This is a genomic window from Pseudomonas fluorescens (genome assembly GCF_041354075.1).
In the GTDB taxonomy this organism is placed as follows: domain Bacteria; phylum Pseudomonadota; class Gammaproteobacteria; order Pseudomonadales; family Pseudomonadaceae; genus Aquipseudomonas; species Aquipseudomonas fluorescens_CE.
In genome coordinates this window covers 320312-341792 of the sequence record NZ_JARZGC010000001.1, presented here as the reverse complement: position 1 = coordinate 341792, position 21481 = coordinate 320312, and the positions used below count along the sequence as shown (strand labels likewise).

Annotated in this window: 18 protein-coding genes and 2 pseudogenes; 14 read left to right on the top strand and 6 right to left on the bottom strand. The window is 64.0% G+C overall.

Going from position 1 to position 21481, the window contains the following annotated elements:
- The first annotated feature begins 2 nt into the window (after positions 1-2).
- From QIW53_RS01725 to QIW53_RS01710, 4 genes and pseudogenes are all read left to right on the top strand, one after another.
- A complete protein-coding gene (locus QIW53_RS01725; protein WP_371047969.1) occupies positions 3-1031 on the top strand; it encodes an alpha/beta fold hydrolase in 1029 nt (342 codons plus the stop codon).
- A 13-nt stretch (positions 1032-1044) separates the two neighbouring features.
- Positions 1045-1998, top strand: a complete 954-nt coding sequence (locus QIW53_RS01720) for a D-2-hydroxyacid dehydrogenase family protein (protein WP_371047968.1) — start codon at positions 1045-1047, stop codon at positions 1996-1998.
- Between the two features lie 235 nt (positions 1999-2233).
- Positions 2234-2764, top strand: coding sequence for a tetratricopeptide repeat protein (locus QIW53_RS01715; protein ID WP_371047967.1), 531 nt, complete (start codon positions 2234-2236; stop codon positions 2762-2764).
- A gap of 117 nt (positions 2765-2881) precedes the next feature.
- Positions 2882-3295 (top strand): annotated as a pseudogene (locus tag QIW53_RS01710) (transcriptional regulator); the annotation flags it as partial.
- 36 nt (positions 3296-3331) lie between these two features.
- Here QIW53_RS01710 and QIW53_RS01705 read toward each other — a convergent pair.
- The 3 genes from QIW53_RS01705 to QIW53_RS01695 all read right to left on the bottom strand — a co-directional run bounded on the left by QIW53_RS01705 (position 3332) and on the right by QIW53_RS01695 (position 5725).
- Positions 3332-3607, bottom strand: a complete 276-nt coding sequence (locus QIW53_RS01705; protein WP_371047966.1) for a hypothetical protein — start codon at positions 3605-3607, stop codon at positions 3332-3334.
- A 110-nt stretch (positions 3608-3717) separates the two neighbouring features.
- Complete coding sequence (locus QIW53_RS01700; protein WP_371047965.1) at positions 3718-5019, bottom strand: ATP-binding protein; 1302 nt, start codon at positions 5017-5019, stop codon at positions 3718-3720.
- A gap of 4 nt (positions 5020-5023) precedes the next feature.
- On the bottom strand, positions 5024-5725 hold the full coding sequence (locus QIW53_RS01695; protein WP_371047964.1) for a response regulator: 702 nt from the start codon (positions 5723-5725) through the stop codon (positions 5024-5026).
- Between the two features lie 272 nt (positions 5726-5997).
- On the opposite strand from QIW53_RS01695, the gene QIW53_RS01690 reads away from it, so the two are divergent.
- The 10 genes from QIW53_RS01690 to QIW53_RS01645 all read left to right on the top strand — a co-directional run bounded on the left by QIW53_RS01690 (position 5998) and on the right by QIW53_RS01645 (position 18113).
- A complete protein-coding gene (locus QIW53_RS01690; RefSeq protein ID WP_371047963.1) occupies positions 5998-7155 on the top strand; it encodes an efflux RND transporter periplasmic adaptor subunit in 1158 nt (385 codons plus the stop codon).
- 15 nt (positions 7156-7170) lie between these two features.
- Complete coding sequence (locus QIW53_RS01685; protein WP_371047962.1) at positions 7171-10260, top strand: multidrug efflux RND transporter permease subunit; 3090 nt, start codon at positions 7171-7173, stop codon at positions 10258-10260.
- A 188-nt stretch (positions 10261-10448) separates the two neighbouring features.
- A complete protein-coding gene (locus QIW53_RS01680; protein ID WP_371047961.1) occupies positions 10449-11090 on the top strand; it encodes a DUF1345 domain-containing protein in 642 nt (213 codons plus the stop codon).
- 76 nt (positions 11091-11166) lie between these two features.
- Positions 11167-12006, top strand: a complete 840-nt coding sequence (locus tag QIW53_RS01675) for an AraC family transcriptional regulator (protein ID WP_371047960.1) — start codon at positions 11167-11169, stop codon at positions 12004-12006.
- Positions 12007-12058: 52 nt separating this feature from the next.
- Positions 12059-12667, top strand: coding sequence for a LysE family translocator (locus QIW53_RS01670; protein WP_371047959.1), 609 nt, complete (start codon positions 12059-12061; stop codon positions 12665-12667).
- A gap of 142 nt (positions 12668-12809) precedes the next feature.
- Positions 12810-13835 (top strand): LacI family DNA-binding transcriptional regulator, encoded by a 1026-nt coding sequence (locus QIW53_RS01665; protein ID WP_371047958.1) that lies wholly within the window; start codon positions 12810-12812, stop codon positions 13833-13835.
- A 102-nt stretch (positions 13836-13937) separates the two neighbouring features.
- The gene (locus QIW53_RS01660) at positions 13938-14720 is read left to right on the top strand and encodes a sugar phosphate isomerase/epimerase family protein (RefSeq protein ID WP_371047957.1); all 783 of its coding nucleotides are present in this window, start codon (positions 13938-13940) and stop codon (positions 14718-14720) included.
- Positions 14713-15777: a sugar kinase gene (locus QIW53_RS01655; RefSeq protein WP_371047956.1), complete on the top strand. Its 1065-nt coding sequence runs from the start codon at positions 14713-14715 to the stop codon at positions 15775-15777. The genes QIW53_RS01660 and QIW53_RS01655 overlap by 8 nt, the downstream gene beginning before the upstream one ends.
- Before the next feature lie 47 nt (positions 15778-15824).
- A complete protein-coding gene (locus QIW53_RS01650; protein WP_371047955.1) occupies positions 15825-17117 on the top strand; it encodes an MFS transporter in 1293 nt (430 codons plus the stop codon).
- Between the two features lie 18 nt (positions 17118-17135).
- Complete coding sequence (locus QIW53_RS01645; protein ID WP_371047954.1) at positions 17136-18113, top strand: 2-hydroxyacid dehydrogenase; 978 nt, start codon at positions 17136-17138, stop codon at positions 18111-18113.
- Between the two features lie 114 nt (positions 18114-18227).
- Here the strand turns inward: QIW53_RS01645 and QIW53_RS01640 are convergent, their stop codons facing one another.
- From QIW53_RS01640 to QIW53_RS01630, 3 genes and pseudogenes are all read right to left on the bottom strand, one after another.
- Positions 18228-19415 carry a pyridoxal phosphate-dependent aminotransferase gene (locus QIW53_RS01640; RefSeq protein ID WP_371047953.1) on the bottom strand — a complete coding sequence of 396 codons (1188 nt, stop codon included), beginning with the start codon at positions 19413-19415 and terminating at the stop codon, positions 18228-18230.
- Between the two features lie 107 nt (positions 19416-19522).
- The gene (locus QIW53_RS01635) at positions 19523-20278 is read right to left on the bottom strand and encodes a methyl-accepting chemotaxis protein (RefSeq protein ID WP_371048077.1); all 756 of its coding nucleotides are present in this window, start codon (positions 20276-20278) and stop codon (positions 19523-19525) included.
- Between the two features lie 99 nt (positions 20279-20377).
- Positions 20378-21148 (bottom strand): annotated as a pseudogene (locus tag QIW53_RS01630) (MCP four helix bundle domain-containing protein); the annotation flags it as partial.
- Positions 21149-21481: the final 333 nt, after the last annotated feature.

Below are 21481 nucleotides of genomic sequence, written 5' to 3'. Positions count from 1 at the left end.
CCATGTCGCTCTCCCCATCTTTCTCCCGCTGGCTGCCCGGCCTGCTGCTGACTGCCACGCTGCCCGCCCTCGCCGCCGAAGGCCCGGCCTATGGGCCCGAGTTGCAAGGTTTCCAGTACCCCTACACGGTCAAGCATTTTGCCTTCGAGTCTCAGGGTCAATCCCTGCAAATGGGCTACATGGACGTCGCCGCCAACGGCAAGGCCAATGGTCGCAGCGTCGTGCTCATGCACGGCAAGAACTTCTGCGGTGCGACCTGGGACACCTCGATCAAGGCCTTGAGCGACGCCGGTTACCGGGTCATCGCCCCGGACCAGATCGGATTCTGCACCTCCAGCAAACCCGACCACTATCAGTACAGCTTCCAGCAACTGGCCGCCAATACCCAGCAACTGCTCAAGGCCCTGGGCATCCAGAAGGCGACCTTGCTCGGGCATTCAACCGGCGGCATGCTCGCCACCCGTTATGCCTTGCAATACCCCGACCAGGTCGACCAGTTGGCCATGGTCAACCCGATTGGCCTCGAGGACTGGAAGGCCCTGGGCGTACCGTATCGCAGCGTGGACCAGTGGTACCAACGCGAGCTGAAGGTAACGGCCCAGGGCATTCGCGAGTATGAACGCAACACCTACTACGACGGCCGCTGGAAGCCTGAATTCGACCGTTGGGTGGACATGCTCGCCGGCCTGAGCAAAGGTCCGGGCAAGACGCAGGTCGCCTGGAATTCGGCGCTGATCTACGACATGATCTTCACCCAACCGGTGTACTACGAGTTCAAGGACTTGAAGATGCCGACGCTGCTGGTGATCGGCACCTCCGATACCACCGCGATCGGCAAGGACATCGCGCCGCCCGAGGTCAAGGCGAAAATCGGCCACTATGACGTCCTCGGCAAGCAGGTGGCGAAGTTGATTCCGCAGTCCACGCTGATCGAGTTCCCCGGCATGGGCCACGCGCCACAGATGGAGGAGCCGGCAAAATTCCACCAGGCCCTGCTTGACTGGCTGGACAAGACCCACCCTGTTAATTGATGAGGTAAGGCTGATGGCTGTGCAGATTGCGGTGCTCGATGATTGGCAGGATGTGGCGCGTGGCGTGGTGGACTGGTCGGTGCTGGAGCCGATTGGCCAGGTGACGTTCATCCATGATTACCCCGCCGATACCGACACCCTGGCGCAGCGTCTTGCCGGGTTTGAAGTGATCTGCGTGATGCGCGAACGCACCCGCTTCGACGAAGCCTTGCTGCGGCGCTTGCCCGGACTCAAGCTGCTGGTCACCGGTGGCATGCGCAATGCCGCCCTCGACCTGAAAGCCGCAGCCGCCCTCGACATCCAGGTCAGCGGCACGGACAGCTACAAGCATGCCGCACCGGAACTGACCTGGGCGCTGATCATGGCCGCGACGCGCAACCTGGTGGCGGAAGCCAACGCCCTGCGTGCCGGGCAATGGCAGCAAGGCCTGGGCGGCGATCTGCACGGCAAGACCCTGGCGATCCTCGGCCTGGGCAGCATCGGCAAGCGGGTTGCCCAGTTCGGCCAGGTGTTCGGCATGCGGGTGATCGCCTGGAGCGAAAACCTCACCGCCGACCGCGCGGCCGAGGCCGGCGTGACCTACGTCGGCAAACAGCAGTTGTTCGAGCAGGCGGATGTGTTGTCGGTGCACCTGGTGCTCGGCGACCGCAGCCGAGGGCTGGTGGATGCCCAGGCGTTGAGCTGGATGAAACCGACCGCGCTGCTGGTCAACACCGCCCGGGGGCCGATCGTCGATGAAGCGGCGTTGATCAAGGCCTTGCAGAAACAGCGCCTGGCCGGCGCGGCATTGGATGTGTTCGAGCAGGAACCTCTGCCCGAACATCACCCCTTTCGCACGCTCGACAATGTGTTGGCCACCCCCCATGTCGGGTACGTCAGCCAGCAGAACTATCACCAGTTCTTTTCGCAGATGATCGAAAACATCCAGGCGTGGTCGACGGGCACACCGATCCGGTTGATCAACTGAGCCCCCTGTAGGAGCGAGCATGCTCGCGAAAAACGCCCAGGCACCGCTGGCATCCAGACAGCCCGCGTCATCGTTAACGACCATCGCGAGCGTGCTCGCTCCTACAGAGTTTGCATGCTCCACTGAATAAAATCTTCACTTGCGGTGTTCACCGCTTAGAACTCTGAGGCTACGCCGGGAATTACCCGGAATTCGATGGGTCAACCGGTTACGACCCGCAACGGAGACGCCTGCCATGAACATCCGTTTAGCCGTTTTCACCACTCAACTGCTGCTCGCCGTAGCCCTGTGCAGCACCCTCGCCCTGGCCAACGGTGAGGACGAAGAGCCCGCCAAACCCAATTGCCCCAAAGGCCAGGTCTGGGACAGCAAATCGCAGCGCTGCGTACTGCAAACCAGCCGTCTGGTGCCGGACGCCGACCGCACCGAGTACGCCTGGCGCCTGGCCAAGGACAGGCGATATGAAGAAGCGCTGGCATTACTCGACACGCTGGACAACCCAAACACCGCCAAGGCACTCAACTATCGCGGTTACGCCACGCGCAAACTGGGGCGCACCGACGAGGGTATCGATTATTACCTGCAATCGGTGAAGCTCGACCCGCAGTACGCGCAGGTCCGCGAGTACCTCGGCGAAGCCTACGTGACCCAGGGCCGGCTGGACCTGGCACAAGAGCAGTTGCGGCTCATCCAGTCGATCTGCGGCAGCAACTGTGAGGAATACCGCGACCTGGCCACAGCGATTCAGGGCTCATCGAACAGTTGAACCAACGGAGGTTGCCATCGCCACCGACCAGGCAATACGGGCAGAGTTGGGCCAGCATCTGGCGCGTTTATGGCGTTACGGCCTGCTGCTGTCCCGCCAGCGGCATATCACCGAGGACGCGGTCTGGTGGCCGAATACATGGCGTTGTACGTGCCGCAAACCCTCGAACACCTGCCCGTCGATGAAGCGACCCACAGCGCCCAGCTGCGCACCATCGATGCGCGACTGGGTGTGAACCTGGTGCCCGCGCAACTGGCCCTGCCTCGGGTGCAGCTCAAGCGCGCGCAGATCCGCGAGTACGACGGCGTGCCCATCGCCCAGATTACCTACCTGGACCCGGCCCATGGCGCCATGGCGCTGTGCGTGACCCTGTCCCATAACGGCAGCCGAGACCTGGCGCACGAGCGGCGCTACGGCATGAATGTGGTGTATTGGGCGGACATGGAGCATGCCTGGATGCTGATCGGGCATAACCCGGCGGCCGAACTGGAGGAGATGGCGAAACGGTTGAAAAGCCGACTCAATGCCTGAGGGCCGGCGGCGCTGGCGAAATGGCCCGGGCGTTGATCAGCTGCGCTGGCGATCGTTGGTGAATTTCTGCAGGTCCTGGGCTTTGGGAAAGGCACCCGCCCCGTCCATCAGCACCGTGTAGCGGACGCGGTCGCCGACCAGGAAATAGTCGTCGCCTTCGGCCGTGATGTTCAACCCGATGCGAACCGCCATCGTGGGATACCCGTCATTGGGCATGACCATGGCGAATTTGGTCGGCATGTCATCCACCCTCACATGCCGGATCGCACGGATGGTGCCCTCGGCGTGTCGTTTCACGATCTGTGCTGCCATTTCTGCCCTCCTGCCGTGCATGGCCCTTAAGGCTTGACGGCGAAGGTTCATGAAACGCCGAAATGGTCAGCGTGACTACTGTCAGGTTTGACAGGTCTGCAAAAAAAAAATCAGGCCGCCGTCGGCAACCACAACCGAAACCGCGCACCACCCAACGGCGAAGGTTCGACCGTGAGCGTGCCACCCTGCGCCTCCAGCGCACGACGACTGATCGCCAGGCCCAGGCCGAAGCCGCCCGTTGCCCGGTCGCGGCTGCGGTCCAGGCGATAGAACGGCTCGAAGATGCGCTCGCGTTCGTCATCCGGAATGCCGATGCCGTCGTCGTCGACCCAGATCTCACAGCCTTTGGGGCACACCTGGACACTGACCTGGATACGTTTTTCGCAATAGCGCATGGCATTGCGCAGCAGATTCTGAACCGCCCGGGCGGTCAGGCGCGGGTCAAGGATGAACCGTTCGAGCTGGCCGTGCAGCATCACGTCGATGACGATCTGCGGCGACTCCAGTTCTTCGTCGATGCTGCCCAGAATGCTGTCGATGAACTCATCCAGCGCCACCTCGACCCGCTCCGGCAGCCGCGCCGGGTTTTGCAGGCGGCTGTAGGACAGCAACTCCAGCACCAGTTCATCCAGCTCGCGAATATGGGCAATCAGCCCCTGCAAGCGCTCGCGGCTGGCGCTGGGCAGATCGTCGGACAACGCCAGGGCCAGGCCGAAATCCAGACGGGTCAGGGGCGTGCGCAATTCATGGGACACCGCGTTGAGCAAGTCGCGCTGCTGGTTGAGCAGGTTCTCGATGTCGCCGGCCATGGTGTCGAAGACGTGGGCCAGGCTGCCGATGTTGGAACTGGGGGCAATTTGCGTGCGTTCACCCAGGTGGCCCTTGCCGAAACGTTCCGCCGTTGCCTTGAGGCGTTCCAGGTCATGCCAGTGCGGACGCAGCCACACCAGCAGGCAGGCGAGCATGGTCGCGCCGATCAGCACGTTGATGCTCCAGTAGAGCAAGCTGACGTCCATCGGGTCCGGCGGCACCACCATTTGCACCACGGTGTGCTCGTTCAGTGGCGCCACGGCCAGCGTGCGCCAGCCCCAGTCGCCGACGCGCACCACGTTTTCGCCGCGCTGCAGACGCTTTTGTTCGGCCAGGGTCAGGCCGTCGTCGTCATTGCGGCTGAGGACAATGTGCAGCGGATCGAACTGCTTGTCCATCTCGGCCGCCAGGGCCGGCCACTCGGTTTCGGGCACGGCCTTGAACTGCTTGACCATGAGCGTTTGCAAGCCGCGCGAGTAATCGAGGTTGTAGGTGACGAAACGTTCCTGGAACAGCTTGACCACCACGTCCGGCACCAGATAAATCGCCGCGCTGTAGGAAACGATGGTCACCAGGTACAGGCGAAAGAGGATTCTGAACATCGCGTCAGCATTCCCATTCGGAGCGGCTGAACAGGTAGCCCTTGCCCCACACCGTCTTGATCTTGCGGGCTTCGCCGGCGTGGTCGTCGAACTTGCGCCGCAGCTTGGAGATCGCCACGTCCACCGAGCGGTCGGTGCCGTTGAATTCGATGCCGCGCAGGCGTTGCAGGATCTGGTCGCGGCTCAGCACTTCGCCGGCATGCCGGGCCAGCACCACCAGCAGGTTGTATTCGCCGCTGGACAACTCGACCGCCTGCTGGCGCCAGGTCACCGTGCGCTCCGACAGGTCGATGCACAGGTTGCCCATCAGGATGCGGTCGTTGGCGGTCTGCGGCTCGCTGAAGCTGCTGCGGCGCAACAGGGTACGCACACGGGCCAGCAAGACCCGGGGCTCGCAGGGTTTGGTGACGTAATCGTCGGCGCCCATTTCCAGGCCCAGCACCTGATCGTGACTGTCGTCACGGGCGGTGAGCATCAGGATCGGCAGCGTCGCGGAGTCGGCGCGCAGCAGGCGACAGACCTGCAAGCCATCGAGCCCCGGCAACATCAGGTCGAGGATCACCAGGTCCGGCGGACTGACCCGCGCGCGCTCGCGTACGTGATCGCCACGGCTGATGACAGTGACGCAGTAGCCGTTGCGTTCCAGGTAGCTGGCAATCAGTTCGGACAATGCGCTGTCGTCTTCGACCAGGAGGATGTTGGGCATGGGTGTTTCCAGAGAGTGCTGTGGCGCCGGTGAGACCGCCATCGCGAGCAGGCTCGCTCCCACATGGGATTTGCGAACACGATGACTTGTGGGAGCGAGCCTGCTCGCGATGACGGCTTCGAGGACGCGATAAATTCAGGCGGTAAAGGATATACGCCCTCACCCGTCCATGAGTAAAACCCTTACACAATTTCACACAGCACCAACAAAGCTTAACCGCTAACCTCGCGGGCGACCCGTAGGATGCGGGTGTTCATCATTGGGGTATTCGCATGTCCAACCACTTGCTCGCCAAGCTCAGCCTGCTGGCGCTGGCATTAACGCTGAGCGCCTGCGACAAGGCCTCGACCGCCGAGGAACCGGCGCCTTTGGCCACCGTGCGCATCGAGACCCTCGAAGCCCGCCCGCTGTCGATCACCAGCGAGTTGAGCGGGCGGATTGCCGCGCCGCGCATCGCCGAAGTCCGCGCCCGGGTCGCCGGTGTGGTCCTGCAACGGGTGTTCCGCGAAGGCAGCGACGTGAAGAAAGGCGACGTGCTGTTTCGCATCGACCCGGCCCCGTTCAAGGCTGACCTGGACAGCGCCGAAGCGGACCTGCGCAAGGCCGAGGCCAACGCGTTCCAGGCGCGACTGCAAGAGCAGCGCTACGCCCAACTGACCGAAGGCAACGCCATCAGCGCCCAGGATTACGACAACGCCCGCGCCGCCTCGCGGCAGACCGCAGCCGAAGTCGCCGCCAAAAAAGCCGCCGTGGACCGCGCCCGTCTGAACCTTGGCTATGCCACCGTCACCGCGCCGATTTCCGGGCGCATCGGCCGTGCGCTGGTGACCGAAGGCGCGCTGGTGGGGCAGAACGAAACCACGCCGCTGGCGTTGATCCAGCAACTGAACCCGATCCATGCCGACCTCACCCAGTCGACCCGCGAACTCAATGACCTGCGCCGCGCCTTCCGCTCCGGGCAGTTGCAGGAAATCGGCCAGGGCGAGGCCAAGGCCACGCTGATTCAGGATGACGGCAGCCTCTACCCGCTGCCGGGCAAGCTGTTGTTCGCCGACATCAGTGTCGATCCCGGCACCGGCCAGATCATCCTGCGCAGCGAGTTCCCCAACCCGGACCTCGACCTGCTGCCCGGCAGTTTTGTCCGGGTCCGCCTGGAGCAAGCGGTCAACCAGCAAGGCATCAGCGTGCCGCAGCGGGCCATCCAGCGCGACAGCGCCGGGGTCGCCCAGGTGCTGCTGCTCGACGCCGAGCAACGGGTCGGTCAGCAACCGGTCGAGCTGGGTGCGGTGCAAAACGATCGCTGGGTCGTCACCGCCGGCCTCAAGCCGGGTGACCGCATCGTCGTCGAAGGTCTGCAACACGCAACGCCGGGCGAGAAAGTCCAGATCGACAACACCCCTCTTCCACTCGCCCAGGCCATCGGCCAGTAAGCAGGACGCTTTTCCATGCCGCAGTTCTTTATCGACCGCCCGGTGTTCGCCTGGGTGGTGGCCCTGTTCATCCTGCTGGCCGGCGCCCTGGCCATTCCACAACTGCCGGTGGCGCAGTACCCGGACGTCGCGCCGCCGCAGATCGAAATCTATGCCGTGTACCCCGGCGCCTCGGCACAGACGGTGGACGAGAGTGTGGTCAGCCTGATCGAGGAAGAGCTCAACGGCGCTGATCACCTGCTGTATTTCGAATCCCAGAGCAGCCTGGGCAGCGCCACGATCAAGGCCACCTTCCAGCCGGGCACGAACCCGGAAATGGCCCAGGTCGATGTGCAGAACCGCCTCAAGGTCGTCGAATCGCGCCTGCCGCAAGCGGTGAACCAGCAGGGTTTGCAGGTGGAGAAAGTCTCTGCCGGGTTCCTGCTGCTGATCACCCTGACCTCCACCGACGGCAAGCTCGACGACGTGGCGCTCAGCGACTACCTGGCGCGTAACGTGATGAACGAGATCAAGCGCCTGGACGGTGTCGGCAAGGCCCAGTTGTACGGCGCCGAGCGGGCGATGCGGATCTGGATCGACCCGCAGAAACTGCTCGCCTTCAACCTGACCCCGGCGGACGTCAACGCCGCCATCGTCGCGCAGAACGCCCAGGTCTCGGCGGGCAGCATCGGCGATCTGCCGACGCGCACCACCCAGGAAATCACCGCGACCATTCTGGTCAAGGGCCAGTTGTCGACCCCGGAAGAATTCGCCGACATCGTGCTCAAGGCCAACCCGGACGGCTCCACGGTGCGCATCGGCGATGTGGCGCGGGTCGAGATCGGCAGCCAGGAGTATCAGTTCGGCACGCGCCTGAACGGCAAGCCGTCCACCGCGGTCGCCGTGCAATTGTCGCCCTCGGCCAACGCCTTGAACACCGCCACCCTGGTGCGGGCGAAGATGGATGAGCTGTCGCGCTACTTCCCGGCCAACGTCGAATACAAGATCCCGTACGACACCTCGCCTTTCGTCAAGGTCTCGATCACCAAGGTGGTCTACACCCTGCTGGAAGCCATGGTGCTGGTGTTCGCGGTGATGTTCCTGTTCCTGCAGAACATCCGCTACACGCTGATCCCGACCCTGGTGGTGCCGGTGGCGCTGATGGGCACCTTTGCCACCATGCTGGCGCTGGGGTATTCGATCAACGTGTTGACCATGTTCGGCATGGTGCTGGCCATCGGCATTCTGGTGGACGACGCCATCGTGGTCGTCGAGAACGTCGAGCGGATCATGGTCAGCGAAGGCCTGTCGCCGAAAGAGGCGACACGCAAGGCGATGCAGCAGATCACCGGCGCGATCATCGGCATCACCCTGGTGCTGGTGGCGGTGTTCATTCCGATGGCCTTCATGCAGGGCTCGGTCGGGGTCATCTACCGGCAGTTCTCCTTGTCGATGGCCACCTCGATCCTGTTCTCGGCCTTCCTCGCCCTGACACTGACCCCGGCACTCTGCGCCACGCTGCTCAAGCCGATCGCCAAGGGCGAGCACCACGAAAAGCGTGGTTTCTTCGGCTGGTTCAACCGGCGCTTCGAGCAACTGACCGAGCGTTATCAGGGCTGGGTGGCCTATGCGCTGAAACGCAGCGGCCGCTACCTGTTGATCTATGGCGTGCTGCTGGTGGGTCTGGGCCTGTGTTTCAGCCGCCTGCCCTCCTCGTTTCTGCCGGTGGAAGACCAGGGCTACACCATCACCGACATTCAACTGCCGCCCGGTGCCAGCCAGAACCGCACGGTGCAGGTGGTCGAACAGATCGAAGCGCACAACGCCGGCGAACCCGGGGTGGGTGACAGCACGGTGATCCTCGGCTTCAGCTTCTCCGGCAGCGGGCAGAACGCCGCCCTGGCCTTCACCACGCTCAAGGACTGGTCGGATCGCGGCAGCGACGATTCCGCCGCCTCGATTGCCGACCGCGCCAACGCCGCGCTGAGCCAGATCAAGGACGCCGTGGCGTTCGCGGTCCTGCCGCCGCCGGTGGATGGCCTGGGCACCTCCAGCGGCTTCGAGTTCCGCTTGCAGGACCGGGGCGGCCTCGGCCATGCCACGTTGATGCAGGCGCGTACCGAGTTGCTGGCCGCCGCCGAAAAAAGCCCGATCCTGATGAACGTACGCGAGAGCGCCCTGGCGGAAGCGCCGCAGGTGCAACTGATCGTCGACCGCAAGCAGGCCAATGCGCTGGGGGTTTCCTTTGCCGACATCGGCGGTGTGCTGTCCACGGCGGTCGGGTCGGCCTACATCAACGACTTCCCCAACCAGGGACGGTTGCAACGGGTGGTGGTGCAGGCGGAAGGCGATCAACGCAGCCAGGTCGCCGATCTGCTGAAGATGCATGTGCGCAACAGCAGCGGCGACATGGTGCCGCTGTCCGCATTCGTCCAGGCCAGATGGACCCAGGGCCCGGCGCAATTGACCCGCTACAACGGCTACCCGGCGATCAGTATTTCCGGCGAGCCAAAACCGGGGCACAGCACCGGTGAAGCCATGGCCGAAATCGAACGGCTGGTGGCGCAGGGGCCCAAGGGCCTGGGCCAGGAATGGACCGGATTGTCGTTGCAGGAACGGCTGTCGGGTAGCCAGGCGCCGATCCTCCTGGGGTTGTCGCTGCTGATCGTGTTCCTGTGCCTGGCGGCCCTGTACGAGAGCTGGTCGATTCCGACCTCGGTGCTGCTGGTGGTGCCCCTCGGCGTGCTCGGCGCCGTGTTGGCGGTGACCCTGCGCGGCATGCCCAACGACGTGTTCTTCAAGGTCGGGCTGATCACCATCATCGGCCTGTCGGCGAAGAACGCGATCCTGATCATCGAGTTCGCCAAGAGCCTGTACGACGACGGCCACGACCTGATCGACGCCACCTTGCAGGCCGCGCGCCTGCGCCTGCGTCCCATCGTCATGACCTCCCTGGCCTTCATCCTCGGCGTGGTCCCGCTGGCCATCGCCACCGGCGCCAGCTCGGCGAGCCAGCAGGCGATCGGCACCGGGGTGATCGGCGGGATGATCACCGCGACCCTGGCGGTGGTGTTCGTGCCGGTGTTTTTTGTGGTGGTGATGAAATTGGTGCGCAGAAAACGCTGAATTACCCCTGTACCTGTAGGAGCGAGCATGCTCGCGATGGTCGTTAACGATGACGCGTGAATCCTGATACCCCGCGGTGTCTGGGCCACCATCGCGAGCATGCTCGCTCCTACAGGTACAGGGGCGGTGTGGTCACGACCCTCGCCATTGGGCTATGTTGTTCCCACGTCCACCACTGCCGAGCCGCCATGCCCTTCCTCGCCCGCACCCACCCGCGCCTGTCCGCCGCTGCCACCTTTGGCGTCGCGGTGGGCATCCTGGCGCCGTCCGAATCGATCATCAGCAAAATCCTCATCGGCTGGAACGCCGGGGTCTGGACCTATCTGTTGCTGATGATCTGGCTCGCCGCCCGCGCCAAGGCACCGGACGTGAAGCGCATCGCCGAGGTCGAGGACGAGAACGCCGGGCTGGTGTTGCTGGTGGTGTGCATCGCCGCGATAGCCAGCCTGGCGACCATCGCCTTCGAGCTGGCCGGCAGCAAGGAACTGGCCACTACTGCCAGGCTGCTGCATTACGGGTTCACCGCCCTGACGGTCATCGGTTCCTGGCTGCTGATCGGGGTGATTTTCAGCGTGCATTACGCCCGCCTGTTCTACACCTGGAACGGCAAGGACCCGGCCCTGCGTTTCGCCGAAGGCCTGACCACCCCCAATTACTGGGACTTCCTGTACTTCTCGTTCACCATCGGCGTGGCGGTGCAGACCTCCGACGTCGGCGTGGCGACGCGGGAGTTGCGCAAGATCGTGCTGGCGCAATCGTTGATCGGCTTTTTGTTCAATACGGCGATACTGGGGTTTTCGATCAACATCGCCGCCGGCCTGTTCAACTGAAACCTGCACAAACGTTCTAGCCATTGCCGGCGCCACTGGCGTTAAATAACCCGGCAATCCGTCTCACAGGTGCAGCATGACGAGTCGAAACTGGATCGACCTGGCCCAGGATGCCGACACCGGCATCGAGACCCTGCGCGCGCATTTCGAGGGGCACGCCTACGATCCGCACTGGCATGACAGTTATCTGGTGGGCGTGACCGAGCAAGGGGTCCAGCAGTTCAACTGTCGCCGGGCCAGACACCAGAGCACGCCGGGCAAGGTGTTTTTGCTCGAACCGGGTGACATCCACGACGGCGAGGCGCCGACAGTCGAGGGTTTCACCTACCGCATGCTGTACCTCGACCCGCAGTGGCTGACCCGGGAAATCAGCGCGATGTTCGACAACGCGCCCGCCCATGGCGAACTGGGTTTCGCCCACACCCTGACCACCGACGACGCCCTGGCCCGGGCCACCTCACTGGCCTTTGCAACCCTGCATCACGGCGAGCTGAAGATCGTGCGCCAGACCGCCCTCGACGGCCTGCTCGAACGCCTCACCACCCACCTGCACTGGCGCGCCCGCTATGGCGAAGACCCGCGCCTGCCGCTGGTGGCGCAGAAGGCCCGGGAATACCTGCACGCCCATGCCCACGAAGACATCGGCCTCGACCAGCTTGCACTGGCAACCGGGGTTGATCGCTTTCGCCTGACCCGCGCGTTCAAGGCCGCCTTCGGCATCGCGCCCCATGCCTATCTGGTGCAATTGCGCCTGGCGAGCGCCCGGCGAATGCTGGCCCGTGGCGAGCAACCGGCAGCGGTGGCCATGGCCCTGGGCTTCGCCGACCAGAGCCACCTGGGCCGCTGGTTTATGCGCGCCTACGGCCTGACGCCCGCGCTGTACCGCAAGCGCTGCTCAAATCTTCCAGACAGTTGAACCCTGGGCTGGTGAAGATCGACCTCACAGATCTTTACCGGAGTTGCCCGCGATGTTCGCTACGTTCCCGACCTTCCTGCCCTTTCTGTTGTTTGCGTTCGTGGCGTCGATCACACCGGGCCCGACCAACATTCTGGTGTTGAGCAACAGTGCCCGCTACGGCCTGGCCGCTGCCGTGCCGATCATTCTCGGCGCCTGCTCCAGCGCCGCGACCATCGTGTTGCTGGTCGGCACCGGCGCCGGTTCCTCGCTGGCCGCCTGGCCCGGGGTGCAAGTCGCGATGCAATGGATGGGCGTCGCCTGGCTGAGTTACCTGTCGTGGCAGATTTACAGCGCACCCGCCCAGGCGCTGGATGCCCAGGATCCCAATGGCCGACTGGGCCTGGTCGGCGCGGCGGGCCTGCAACTGATCAACCCGAAAACCTGGATGATGGCGCTGGCGGTGGTCAGTGTGTTTGCCGTTGGCGGCGAACAGCGCCTGAGTCACGTGCTGTACCTGTCGCTGGCGTTCTTCCTGATTGCCTTGCCGTGCCTCGGGGCCTGGGCGCTGCTCGGCGCCGGCGCCGTGCGCTGGTTGCGCTCACCCCGCGCCGTGCAGCGTTTCAACCGCTGCATGGCCCTGCTGCTGCTCGGTTCGACGTGGTTGAGCGTGCTGGTGTAAGCGCCCGCCCGTCGGCCCTTGTCGGACAATCTACCTGACAGGGCTTGACGATCCCTGCGCTTCTGGTGTCTTCTGAAACCGGTTTCAGCGACACCTCACGATACGCTGCAACCCTATAAATCCAATAACAAGGTTTGAGCCCGTGAACGATTTTTCCGCCGCCCAGCGCAGCCGCGTGACCATGCTCGATGTCGCCGAGCACGCCAAGGTATCCAAGGCCAGCGTCTCGCGCTTCATCGGCGACGACCGCGCCCTGCTCTCCGAGGCCATCGCGCTGCGCATCGAACGCTCGATCGCCGAACTCGGCTATCGCCCGAACCAGATGGCCCGTGGCCTGAAACGCGGGCGCACCCGCCTGATCGGCATGCTGGTGGCCGACATCCGCAACCCTTATTCAATTGCCGTGATGCACGGGGTGGAAACCGCCTGCCGTCAGCACGGCTACAGCCTGGTGGTGTGCAACACCGACCGCGATGACGAACAGGAACGCCAGCACCTGGCGCTGCTGCGCTCGTACAACATCGAGGGGCTGATCGTGAACACCCTCGGCCATCATCGCGACGAATTGCACGAACTGCACCGCGAAATGCCGATGGTGCTGGTGGACCGCAAGGTCGAACACCTGGACAGCGACCTCGTCGGGCTGGACAACCCGGCCGCAGTGGAACTTGCGCTCAGCCATCTCGAGGAGCGCGGCTACCGGGATGTGCTGCTGGTCACCGAACCCTTCGACGGCACCAGCTCGCGGATCGAGCGGGTCAGCAGTTTCAAGTCGGGGATCGCCCAGCGCCCGGCCCTGCGTGGCGCGCTGAGCGAAACGGGAAGCGACCTTGCATTCAACCTCAAGCACTTTCTGTCCACCACCGGCGCCGGGCCCAAAGCGTTGTTCTGTGCCAACGGCGTGGCCGCGCTGGCGAGTACTCAGGCCTTGCGTGACTTGAATTGCAACCTGTTCGAAGAAGTCGGCCTGATTGCCCTGGATGATCTGGATTGGTATCCGTTGGTGGGCAGCGGGATTACCGCGCTGGCGCAACCGACGGCGGAAATCGGCGCGAGTGCGTTCGAGTGTCTGCTCAAGCGGTTGCGTGGCGATGTCGGGCCGGTGCGAACCCTGGATTTTTCAGCGCGGTTGATGGTCAGGGGCTCGACCCTTGGGAATCCTCAGTGAACGCAGGGCCTCTTCGCGAGCCTGCTCGCGAAGAGGCTCGCAGGATCACCCTCATCCTTTTTTTTGCACAAAAATGAAACCGGTTTCAGAGGTAGAAAAACAATGAACAAACCACCCGTTGCCATCAGCCTTTCCAGTTACGGCGCCGACCTCGTGCGCCAGCGTGGCCAAGGCAGTTTCATCGAACTACTGGCCGCCGCCGGCGCCACTCGCATCGAATGGCGCGAAGAGCTGCTGACCACTGAAGACCCCGCGCAACTGGCCAGTGCCACCCGGGCCCAGGGTCTGCAAAGCATCTACTCCTCTCCCATGGAACTGTGGCTGGCCGGCCAGTCGAAACCCAATCCCGAATTGATCACCGCCCTGAAACGCGCCCAGGCCTTCGGCAGCCAATGGCTGAAAGTCTCGCTGGGCTATTTCACCGACAACAACGACCTGCAAGCCCTCGCCCAGGTCTTGAAGGAAACCCCGGTGCAGTTGCTGGTGGAAAACGACCAGACCCTGCACGGCGGACGCATCGAACCCTTCCAGCGTTTTTTCGCTGCGGTGGAACAGCACGGGCTGCCGATCAGCATGACCTTCGACATCGGCAACTGGCACTGGCAGGACCAGTCGGCCAGCAGCGCCGCGCGCCTGCTCGGGCGCCATGTCGGTTACGTGCACTTCAAGGCCGTTTCGCGGCGGGCCGACGGCAAGCTGGTGGCCATCCCGCCGGCGGTCAGCGACCTGCACCTGTGGGAACAACTGCTGCGGCACATGGCCCAAGGCGTGATGCGGGCGGCGGAATATCCGTTGCAGGGCGACGACTTGCTGCTGCTCACCCGCGCCCACGTCAGTGACCTGGCCCGCCTCGGTCACACCCGGCTGGAGAACGCTCATGCCTGAGTTCGATATCCTCTCGTTCGGCGAAACCATGGCGATGTTCGTGGCCGACCACAATGGCGACCTGGCCCAGGTCGACCACTTCCACAAGCGCATCGCCGGGGCCGACAGCAACGTTGCGATCGGCTTGTCGCGCCTGGGTTTCAGGGTGGCGTGGCTGAGCCGGGTGGGCGCCGATTCCCTCGGTCGGTTCGTCGTCGACACGCTGCAGAAGGAAGGCCTGGATTGCCGCCATGTCGCGGTCGACGCCGCGCATCCGACCGGCTTCCAGTTCAAGTCGCGCACCGATGACGGTGATGACCCGCAGGTCGAGTATTTTCGTCGTGGCTCGGCGGCCAGCCATCTGGCGCCGGCCTCGATTGCGCCTGATTTGCTCAGCGCCCGGCACCTGCACGCCACCGGCATTCCACCGGCGCTGTCGGACAGCGCACGGCAGTTGTCATTCGAATTGATGACCCGCATGCGCGAGGCCGGGCGCAGTGTGTCGTTCGACCCGAACCTGCGCCCGAGCCTGTGGGCCGGCGAGCGGCAGATGATCGCTGAAATCAACCGCCTCGCCGTCCTCGCCCACTGGGTGCTGCCGGGGCTCAGCGAAGGTCGCCTGCTGACCGGCTACGACGACCCGGCCGACATTGCCGCGTTCTACCTTGATCAGGGCGTTGAAGCCGTGGCGATCAAACTCGGGCCGCACGGCGCGTATTACCGCACCCAGCAGGATCAAGGGTTCGTTGCCGGGGTGCCGGTGCACACCGTGGTCGACACCGTGGGCGCCGGTGACGGTTTTGCCGTGGGCCTGATCAGTGCCCTCCTGGAACACCACAGCTTCGCCGACGCCGTGAAGCGCGCCAACTGGATTGGCAGCCGGGCGGTGCAGAGCCGGGGGGACATGGAGGGGTTGCCGACCCGGACTGAAATGTCGGTCGAATTCGAGGCCGCCTATCGCGAGCAGGCTCGCTCCCACATTAGATCGGAGTCGCCCAGCCATTGTGGATCAGACGCCGATTCAAATGTGGGAGCGGGCTTGCTCGCGAAGAGGCCAGCTGAATCGATGAAGATTTAAACGCGTTACCTGCTGCGACAAAAACAACAAGCTCAGGAGCCTCACCGATGAAAACCGCAACCCTCGCCACCCGCCGCTGGTGGTACATCATGCCCATCGTGTTCATCACCTACAGCCTGGCGTACCTGGACCGCGCCAACTACGGTTTCGCCGCCGCCTCCGGCATGGCCGCCGACCTGATGATCACCCCTGGCCTGTCGTCGATGCTCGGCGCGCTGTTCTTCCTCGGCTACTTTTTCTTCCAGGTGCCCGGCGCGATCTATGCGCAAAAGCACAGCGTGAAGAAGCTGATCTTCGTCAGCCTGATCCTCTGGGGCAGCCTGGCGACCCTGACCGGGATCGTCTCCAATGCCTACTGGCTGATCGTCATCCGCTTCATGCTCGGCGTGGTCGAGGCGGCGGTGATGCCGGCGATGCTGATCTACCTGTGTCACTGGTTCACCCGCGCCGAACGCTCGCGGGCCAATACCTTCCTGATCCTCGGCAACCCGGTGACCATGCTCTGGATGTCGGTGGTGTCGGGCTACCTGGTGCAGCATTACAGCTGGCGCTGGATGTTCATCATTGAAGGTCTGCCGGCGGTGCTCTGGGCGTTTATCTGGTGGCGCCTGGCCGATGACCGTCCGTCCCAGGCCAAGTGGCTGAGCGACGCCGAAAAGCACGACCTGGAAAGCGCGCTGGCCGCCGAGCAGGTCGGCATCAAGGCGGTGAAGAACTACGCTGAAGCCTTCCGCTCGCCGAAAGTGATCCTCCTGGCGCTGCAATTTTTTTGCTGGAGTATCGGCGTCTACGGTTTCGTGCTGTGGCTGCCGTCGATCCTCAAGGCCGGGGCGCAGATGGACATGGTCGAGGCCGGCTGGCTGTCGGCGCTGCCTTACCTGGCGGCGGTGATCGGCATGCTGCTGGTGTCCTGGGGGTCGGACAAACTGCAGAAGCGCAAACGCTTTGTCTGGCCGCCGCTGCTGATTGCCTCGATCGCGTTCTACGGCTCTTACGCCCTGGGCGCCGAACACTTCTGGTGGTCCTACACCCTGCTGGTGATCGCCGGCGCCTGCATGTACGCACCTTACGGGCCGTTCTTCGCCATCATTCCGGAGATTCTCCCGGCCAACGTCGCCGGCGGCGCCATGGCGCTGATCAACAGCATGGGTGCGCTGGGTTCGTTCGGCGGTTCGTATCTGGTGGGCTACCTGAACAGCGCCACCGGTTCGCCGGGGGCCTCGTACCTGTTGATGAGCGGTGCGCTGATGGTCTCGGTGCTGCTGACGATTGCCCTCAAACCCGGCGCCAGTGATCGCGAGCGTCCCTCGGTCGCCCTGAACCGCCCCGCCCACCCTTGAATTGAACAGAGGCTGACGATGAAAAAGCAGGTTGTGCTGTACAAGAAACTCTCGCCGTATTTGATGGCCCGCCTGCAGGCGCAGGCCGAGGTGACCCTGATCGACAAGCTCGATGCCGATGGCCTGGCGCAACTGCGCGCAGCCCTGCCCCGCGCCCACGGGTTGCTCGGCGCCAGCCTGAAACTGGATGCCGGGCTGCTCGACCTGGCGCCCCACCTGCAAGCCATCGCCAGCGTCTCGGTGGGCGTCGACAACTACGACATCGACTACCTGACCGAGCGGCGCATCCTGCTCAGCAACACCCCGGACGTGCTCACCGAAACCACCGCCGACACCGGTTTTGCGTTGATCCTGGCCACCGCCCGGCGCGTGGTGGAACTGGCGAACGTGGTGCGTAACGGCCAATGGAAAAGCAACGTCGGCCCCGCGCAGTTCGGCACCGATGTGCACGGCAAGACCCTGGGCATCATCGGCATGGGGCGCATTGGCGAGGCGGTGGCCCAGCGCGGGCATTTCGGCTTTGGCATGCCGGTGATCTACCACAGTCACTCGCCAAAACCGGCGGTGGAGCAGCGCTTCAACGCTCACTACCGCAGCTTGGCCGAGCTGTTGCAGCAAGCGGATTTCGTCTGCCTGACCTTACCCCTGACCCGGGAAACCGAAGGCCTGATCGGCGCGGAGCAGTTTGCCTTGATGCGCCGGGAAACCATCTTCATCAACATTTCCCGGGGCAAGGTCGTGGATGAAGCGGCGATGATCGAGGCGTTGCGTTCAGGACAGATTCGCGCAGCTGGGCTGGATGTGTTCGAGCGCGAGCCGCTGGACCCGGACTCGCCGTTGCTGCGGCTGGACAATGTGGTGGCAACCCCGCATATCGGCTCGGCGACCCATGAGACGCGGGAGGCGATGGCCACGTGTGCCGTGGACAACCTGCTGGCGGCGCTGGCGGGAGAGCGGCCGAAGAATCTGGTGAATGTCGGGGCGTTCAGAGCCTGAGGCTTTCGTGCCTGCCCTTCAGCCATCGCGAGCAGGCTCGCTCCCACAGGGACGGCGCTGCACTTGTGGGAGCGAGCCTGCTCGCGATGACTGACGGATAGACACCGAAGATGCTCAGGCCCGCCGCGCCTCCAGCCTGTCCATCGTACACAGCGCAATCCGCCGACAGGCATCCGCCAGTTGCGGCAGATCGACCACCAGCCCGAGGCGGATATGCCCCGCCGCACTCGGCCCGAAGGCTTCACCGGCCAGCACCGACACCCCATAACCTTCGAGCAGCCGTTCGGCAAAGTGCTGCGCCGACCAGCCGGTCGGGCGCACATCGACCATCACGAACATCCCGCCATCGGGCCGAATCGCCCGCAACCCCGGGCATTGGTTCAGGCTGGCGCACACCAGGTCGCGGCGCTGGCGATACGCTTCACGCATCTGCGCCACTTCCGGCACGTCCTCGTCCAGCGCCCGCTGTGCCGCGTTCTGGATGAATTCGGGAATGCCGAACAGCATGCACAACGACAGATGCTCCAGATGATCGACCAGGCGCTTCGGCCCGACCACCCACCCTACCCGCCAGCCGCTCATGGCATGGGACTTGGACAGGCTGTTGATCGTCGCGGTCCGCTCGGCCATGCCGGGCAGGCTGGCCGGGCTGACATGCTGGCCCTCGTACACCAAGTCGCTGTAGACCTCGTCACTGATCAGCCACAGCTCATGGCGCACACAGAGCGACGCCAGCTCCTGCCAGACCAGCAACGGCAGGCAGGCGCCGGAAGGATTGTTCGGGCTGTTGAGCAACAGGGCACGGGTTTTCGGCGTGATAAGCGCCGCGACGTCGGCCGGATCGACGCGAAAACCGTTCTCCGGACGGACCGCCACCGGCAACACCTTCGCGCCAATGGCACCGAACACGCCTTCATAGGTGACGTACATCGGTTCGGCGACAATCACTTCATCGCCGGGGTCGAGCAGGCATTGCGCCACGGAGTACACCGCGCACTGGGCGCCGGGCATGACGATGACTTGCTCGGCGCTCACCGCCTGGCCACTGCGCTGTCGATGACGACGGGCAATGCTGTCGCGCAGGCCCTGGGTGCCACGGACCGGCGGGTAGTGGGTGTCGCCCGCCTCCAGGCTGTCGATGGCTGCCTGGACGATGGGGCGAGGGGTGTCGAAGTCAGGATCGCCAATCGACAGCAACAGGACATCGACACCCTGCTCGCGCAAGGCCAGCGCTCGATCATGGATGCGCCAGGCTGCCGCGCCGTCACCGGCAATTCGTTGGGTCAAGGCCGAGTAACGCATGGCACCTCCTTACGCGCGGTCGCTCCTAGCCTCAACCCTATCTCAATTCTGCAAACACGCCAGCCGGGCGAGTCAATTCCCTTGCCTGTTCAACCGTGGTGTGGGGCTCAGATGACGAACCGCGCCACCATCGCGTTCAGATCCACCGCCAGGCGCGACAGTTCATGGGTCGCCGCGCTGGTCTGGTTGGCACCGGCCGCAGACTGGGTGGCCAGGTCGCGGATGTTCACCAGGTTGCGATCCACCTCGCGGGACACCTGGGCCTGCTCTTCCGAGGCGCTGGCGATCACCAGGTTGCGTTCGTTGATCTGGTGGATCGACTGGGTGATCTGCTCCAGCGCAATGCCCGCCGCTCGGGCCATTTCCAGGGTGCTTTGGGTTCGCTGATTGCTCTGCTGCATCGACGACACCGCCTCGCCCGTGCCGTTCTGGATACCGGCGACCATCTTCTCGATTTCCTGGGTCGATTGCGCCGTGCGATGGGCCAACGCGCGAACCTCATCCGCCACCACGGCAAATCCGCGTCCGGCTTCACCGGCACGCGCCGCTTCGATCGCGGCGTTAAGTGCCAGCAGATTGGTCTGTTCGGCAATGGCGCGAATCACGTCCAGCACCTTGCCGATGTCCCGCCCCTGCGCCGCCAGGCCTTCGATCATCACCGAGGTGTTCTGCACGTCGTGGGTCATGGTCTGGATCGCATCGACGGTTTCCACCACCCGGTCGCGGCCTTCGCGGGCGGCCTGGGTCGACTGGTTCGAGGCTTCGGACGTCGAGACGGCGTTGCGCGCCACTTCTTCCACGGCGGCGGTCATCTCGTTGACGGCAGTGGCCGCCTGTTCGATTTCGTCGTTCTGCTGTTGCATGCCACGCGACGCTTCTTCGGTCACCGCGCTCAGTTCTTCGGCGGCGGCGCCCAGTTGCGTGGCGGAGCCGGCGATCTGCTCGATGGTCTGGCGCAGGTTGCCCTGCATGGTCGACAAGGCACTCAGCAGACGAGCCGGTTCATCCTTGCCATCGACTTCGACGGGTTTGCTCAGGTCGCCGCTGGCAATGGTTTCGGCTGCCTTCACCGCGCGGGCCAATGGCGTGACGATACTGCGGGTCAGCAGCCACGCCAGCAGCACGGTCATGAGGGCCGCCAGGACCGCCACCGCAATGATGCCGTTGATGGCACCGCTGTAGTTGTCGGCGGCGGAGACCCCGGCCGCCTTGGCGGCTTCGGCATTGAACGCCACCAGCTTGCCGAGCTGCTCACCCATCAGGTCGGTGCCGTCCTTGATCCGGGTGTTGATCAGGCTGCGCAACTCATCGACCTTGTTCTGCCGCGACAGGTCGACCATTTCGCGCTGGGCCTGCATGTAGTTGTCCAGGGTCGTGCTGAACACCTTGTACAACGCGGCTTCGTCCGGGCCCGCCGGCAACGCGGCATAGTCGGCCTGGGCCTTGCGCACCTTGTCGCTGAGCACAACGATCCGGGCATCGGCTTCCTGCAGGCTGGCCGGCTCACGATTGACCAGGATGCGGAACGACAGGATGCGCATGCGCAAGACGTTCTCGGTGATGGTGCCCAGGTAGCCGACGCTGGGCAGTTGGGTATTGCCCATGTCGATCGACGCCTGGCGGATGACCGTCATGCGGTTGACCGCAAACACACCCAGCACGATCACCAGCAAGGCAATGAAAGCGAACCCCAGAAAGGCTCGCGGTGCGATATTCAGATTACGCAGAGACATAGGACGATACTCGGGTGATGTAGGCTTCGAGCATCCTTGCCGCGAGCGGAATGGGGCGATTGGGTTTGCCGCGCAAGTGTCTGCGCGCCTGACCTTTGTATCGGCGGGGCTTGAGGTTTTTTGCGGGGATTTATGAAATATTTTTCATGGGCTTAGGAGTGTTTCATGGGTGAAACACTCGAGGTGTCTAGCTCGGAGTGGTGTGTCAGGAGCCGGGGATGTTGGCTGTGCCGGACCCTTCGCGGGCAAGCCCGCTCCCACAGGTTCTGTATGTGTCTGCAAATCTTGTGAACACCCCTAATCACTGTGGGAGCGGGCTTGCCCGCGATGGCG

What these genes read in the sequence shown, in the direction of transcription:
- QIW53_RS01655 (WP_371047956.1), top strand. Translation starts at nt 14,713, where the DNA reads ATGCCTGAGTTCGATATCCTCTCGTTCGGCGAAACCATGGCGATGTTC.
- QIW53_RS01700 (WP_371047965.1), bottom strand. Translation starts at nt 5,019, where the DNA reads ATGTTCAGAATCCTCTTTCGCCTGTACCTGGTGACCATCGTTTCCTAC.
- QIW53_RS01680 (WP_371047961.1), top strand. Translation starts at nt 10,449, where the DNA reads ATGCCCTTCCTCGCCCGCACCCACCCGCGCCTGTCCGCCGCTGCCACC.
- QIW53_RS01635 (WP_371048077.1), bottom strand. Translation starts at nt 20,278, where the DNA reads ATGCAACAGCAGAACGACGAAATCGAACAGGCGGCCACTGCCGTCAAC.
- QIW53_RS01720 (WP_371047968.1), top strand. Translation starts at nt 1,045, where the DNA reads ATGGCTGTGCAGATTGCGGTGCTCGATGATTGGCAGGATGTGGCGCGT.
- QIW53_RS01660 (WP_371047957.1), top strand. Translation starts at nt 13,938, where the DNA reads ATGAACAAACCACCCGTTGCCATCAGCCTTTCCAGTTACGGCGCCGAC.
- QIW53_RS01695 (WP_371047964.1), bottom strand. Translation starts at nt 5,725, where the DNA reads ATGCCCAACATCCTCCTGGTCGAAGACGACAGCGCATTGTCCGAACTG.
- QIW53_RS01650 (WP_371047955.1), top strand. Translation starts at nt 15,825, where the DNA reads ATGAAAACCGCAACCCTCGCCACCCGCCGCTGGTGGTACATCATGCCC.
- QIW53_RS01685 (WP_371047962.1), top strand. Translation starts at nt 7,171, where the DNA reads ATGCCGCAGTTCTTTATCGACCGCCCGGTGTTCGCCTGGGTGGTGGCC.
- QIW53_RS01670 (WP_371047959.1), top strand. Translation starts at nt 12,059, where the DNA reads ATGTTCGCTACGTTCCCGACCTTCCTGCCCTTTCTGTTGTTTGCGTTC.
- QIW53_RS01715 (WP_371047967.1), top strand. Translation starts at nt 2,234, where the DNA reads ATGAACATCCGTTTAGCCGTTTTCACCACTCAACTGCTGCTCGCCGTA.
- QIW53_RS01705 (WP_371047966.1), bottom strand. Translation starts at nt 3,607, where the DNA reads ATGGCAGCACAGATCGTGAAACGACACGCCGAGGGCACCATCCGTGCG.
- QIW53_RS01645 (WP_371047954.1), top strand. Translation starts at nt 17,136, where the DNA reads ATGAAAAAGCAGGTTGTGCTGTACAAGAAACTCTCGCCGTATTTGATG.
- QIW53_RS01690 (WP_371047963.1), top strand. Translation starts at nt 5,998, where the DNA reads ATGTCCAACCACTTGCTCGCCAAGCTCAGCCTGCTGGCGCTGGCATTA.
- QIW53_RS01725 (WP_371047969.1), top strand. Translation starts at nt 3, where the DNA reads ATGTCGCTCTCCCCATCTTTCTCCCGCTGGCTGCCCGGCCTGCTGCTG.
- QIW53_RS01640 (WP_371047953.1), bottom strand. Translation starts at nt 19,415, where the DNA reads ATGCGTTACTCGGCCTTGACCCAACGAATTGCCGGTGACGGCGCGGCA.
- QIW53_RS01675 (WP_371047960.1), top strand. Translation starts at nt 11,167, where the DNA reads ATGACGAGTCGAAACTGGATCGACCTGGCCCAGGATGCCGACACCGGC.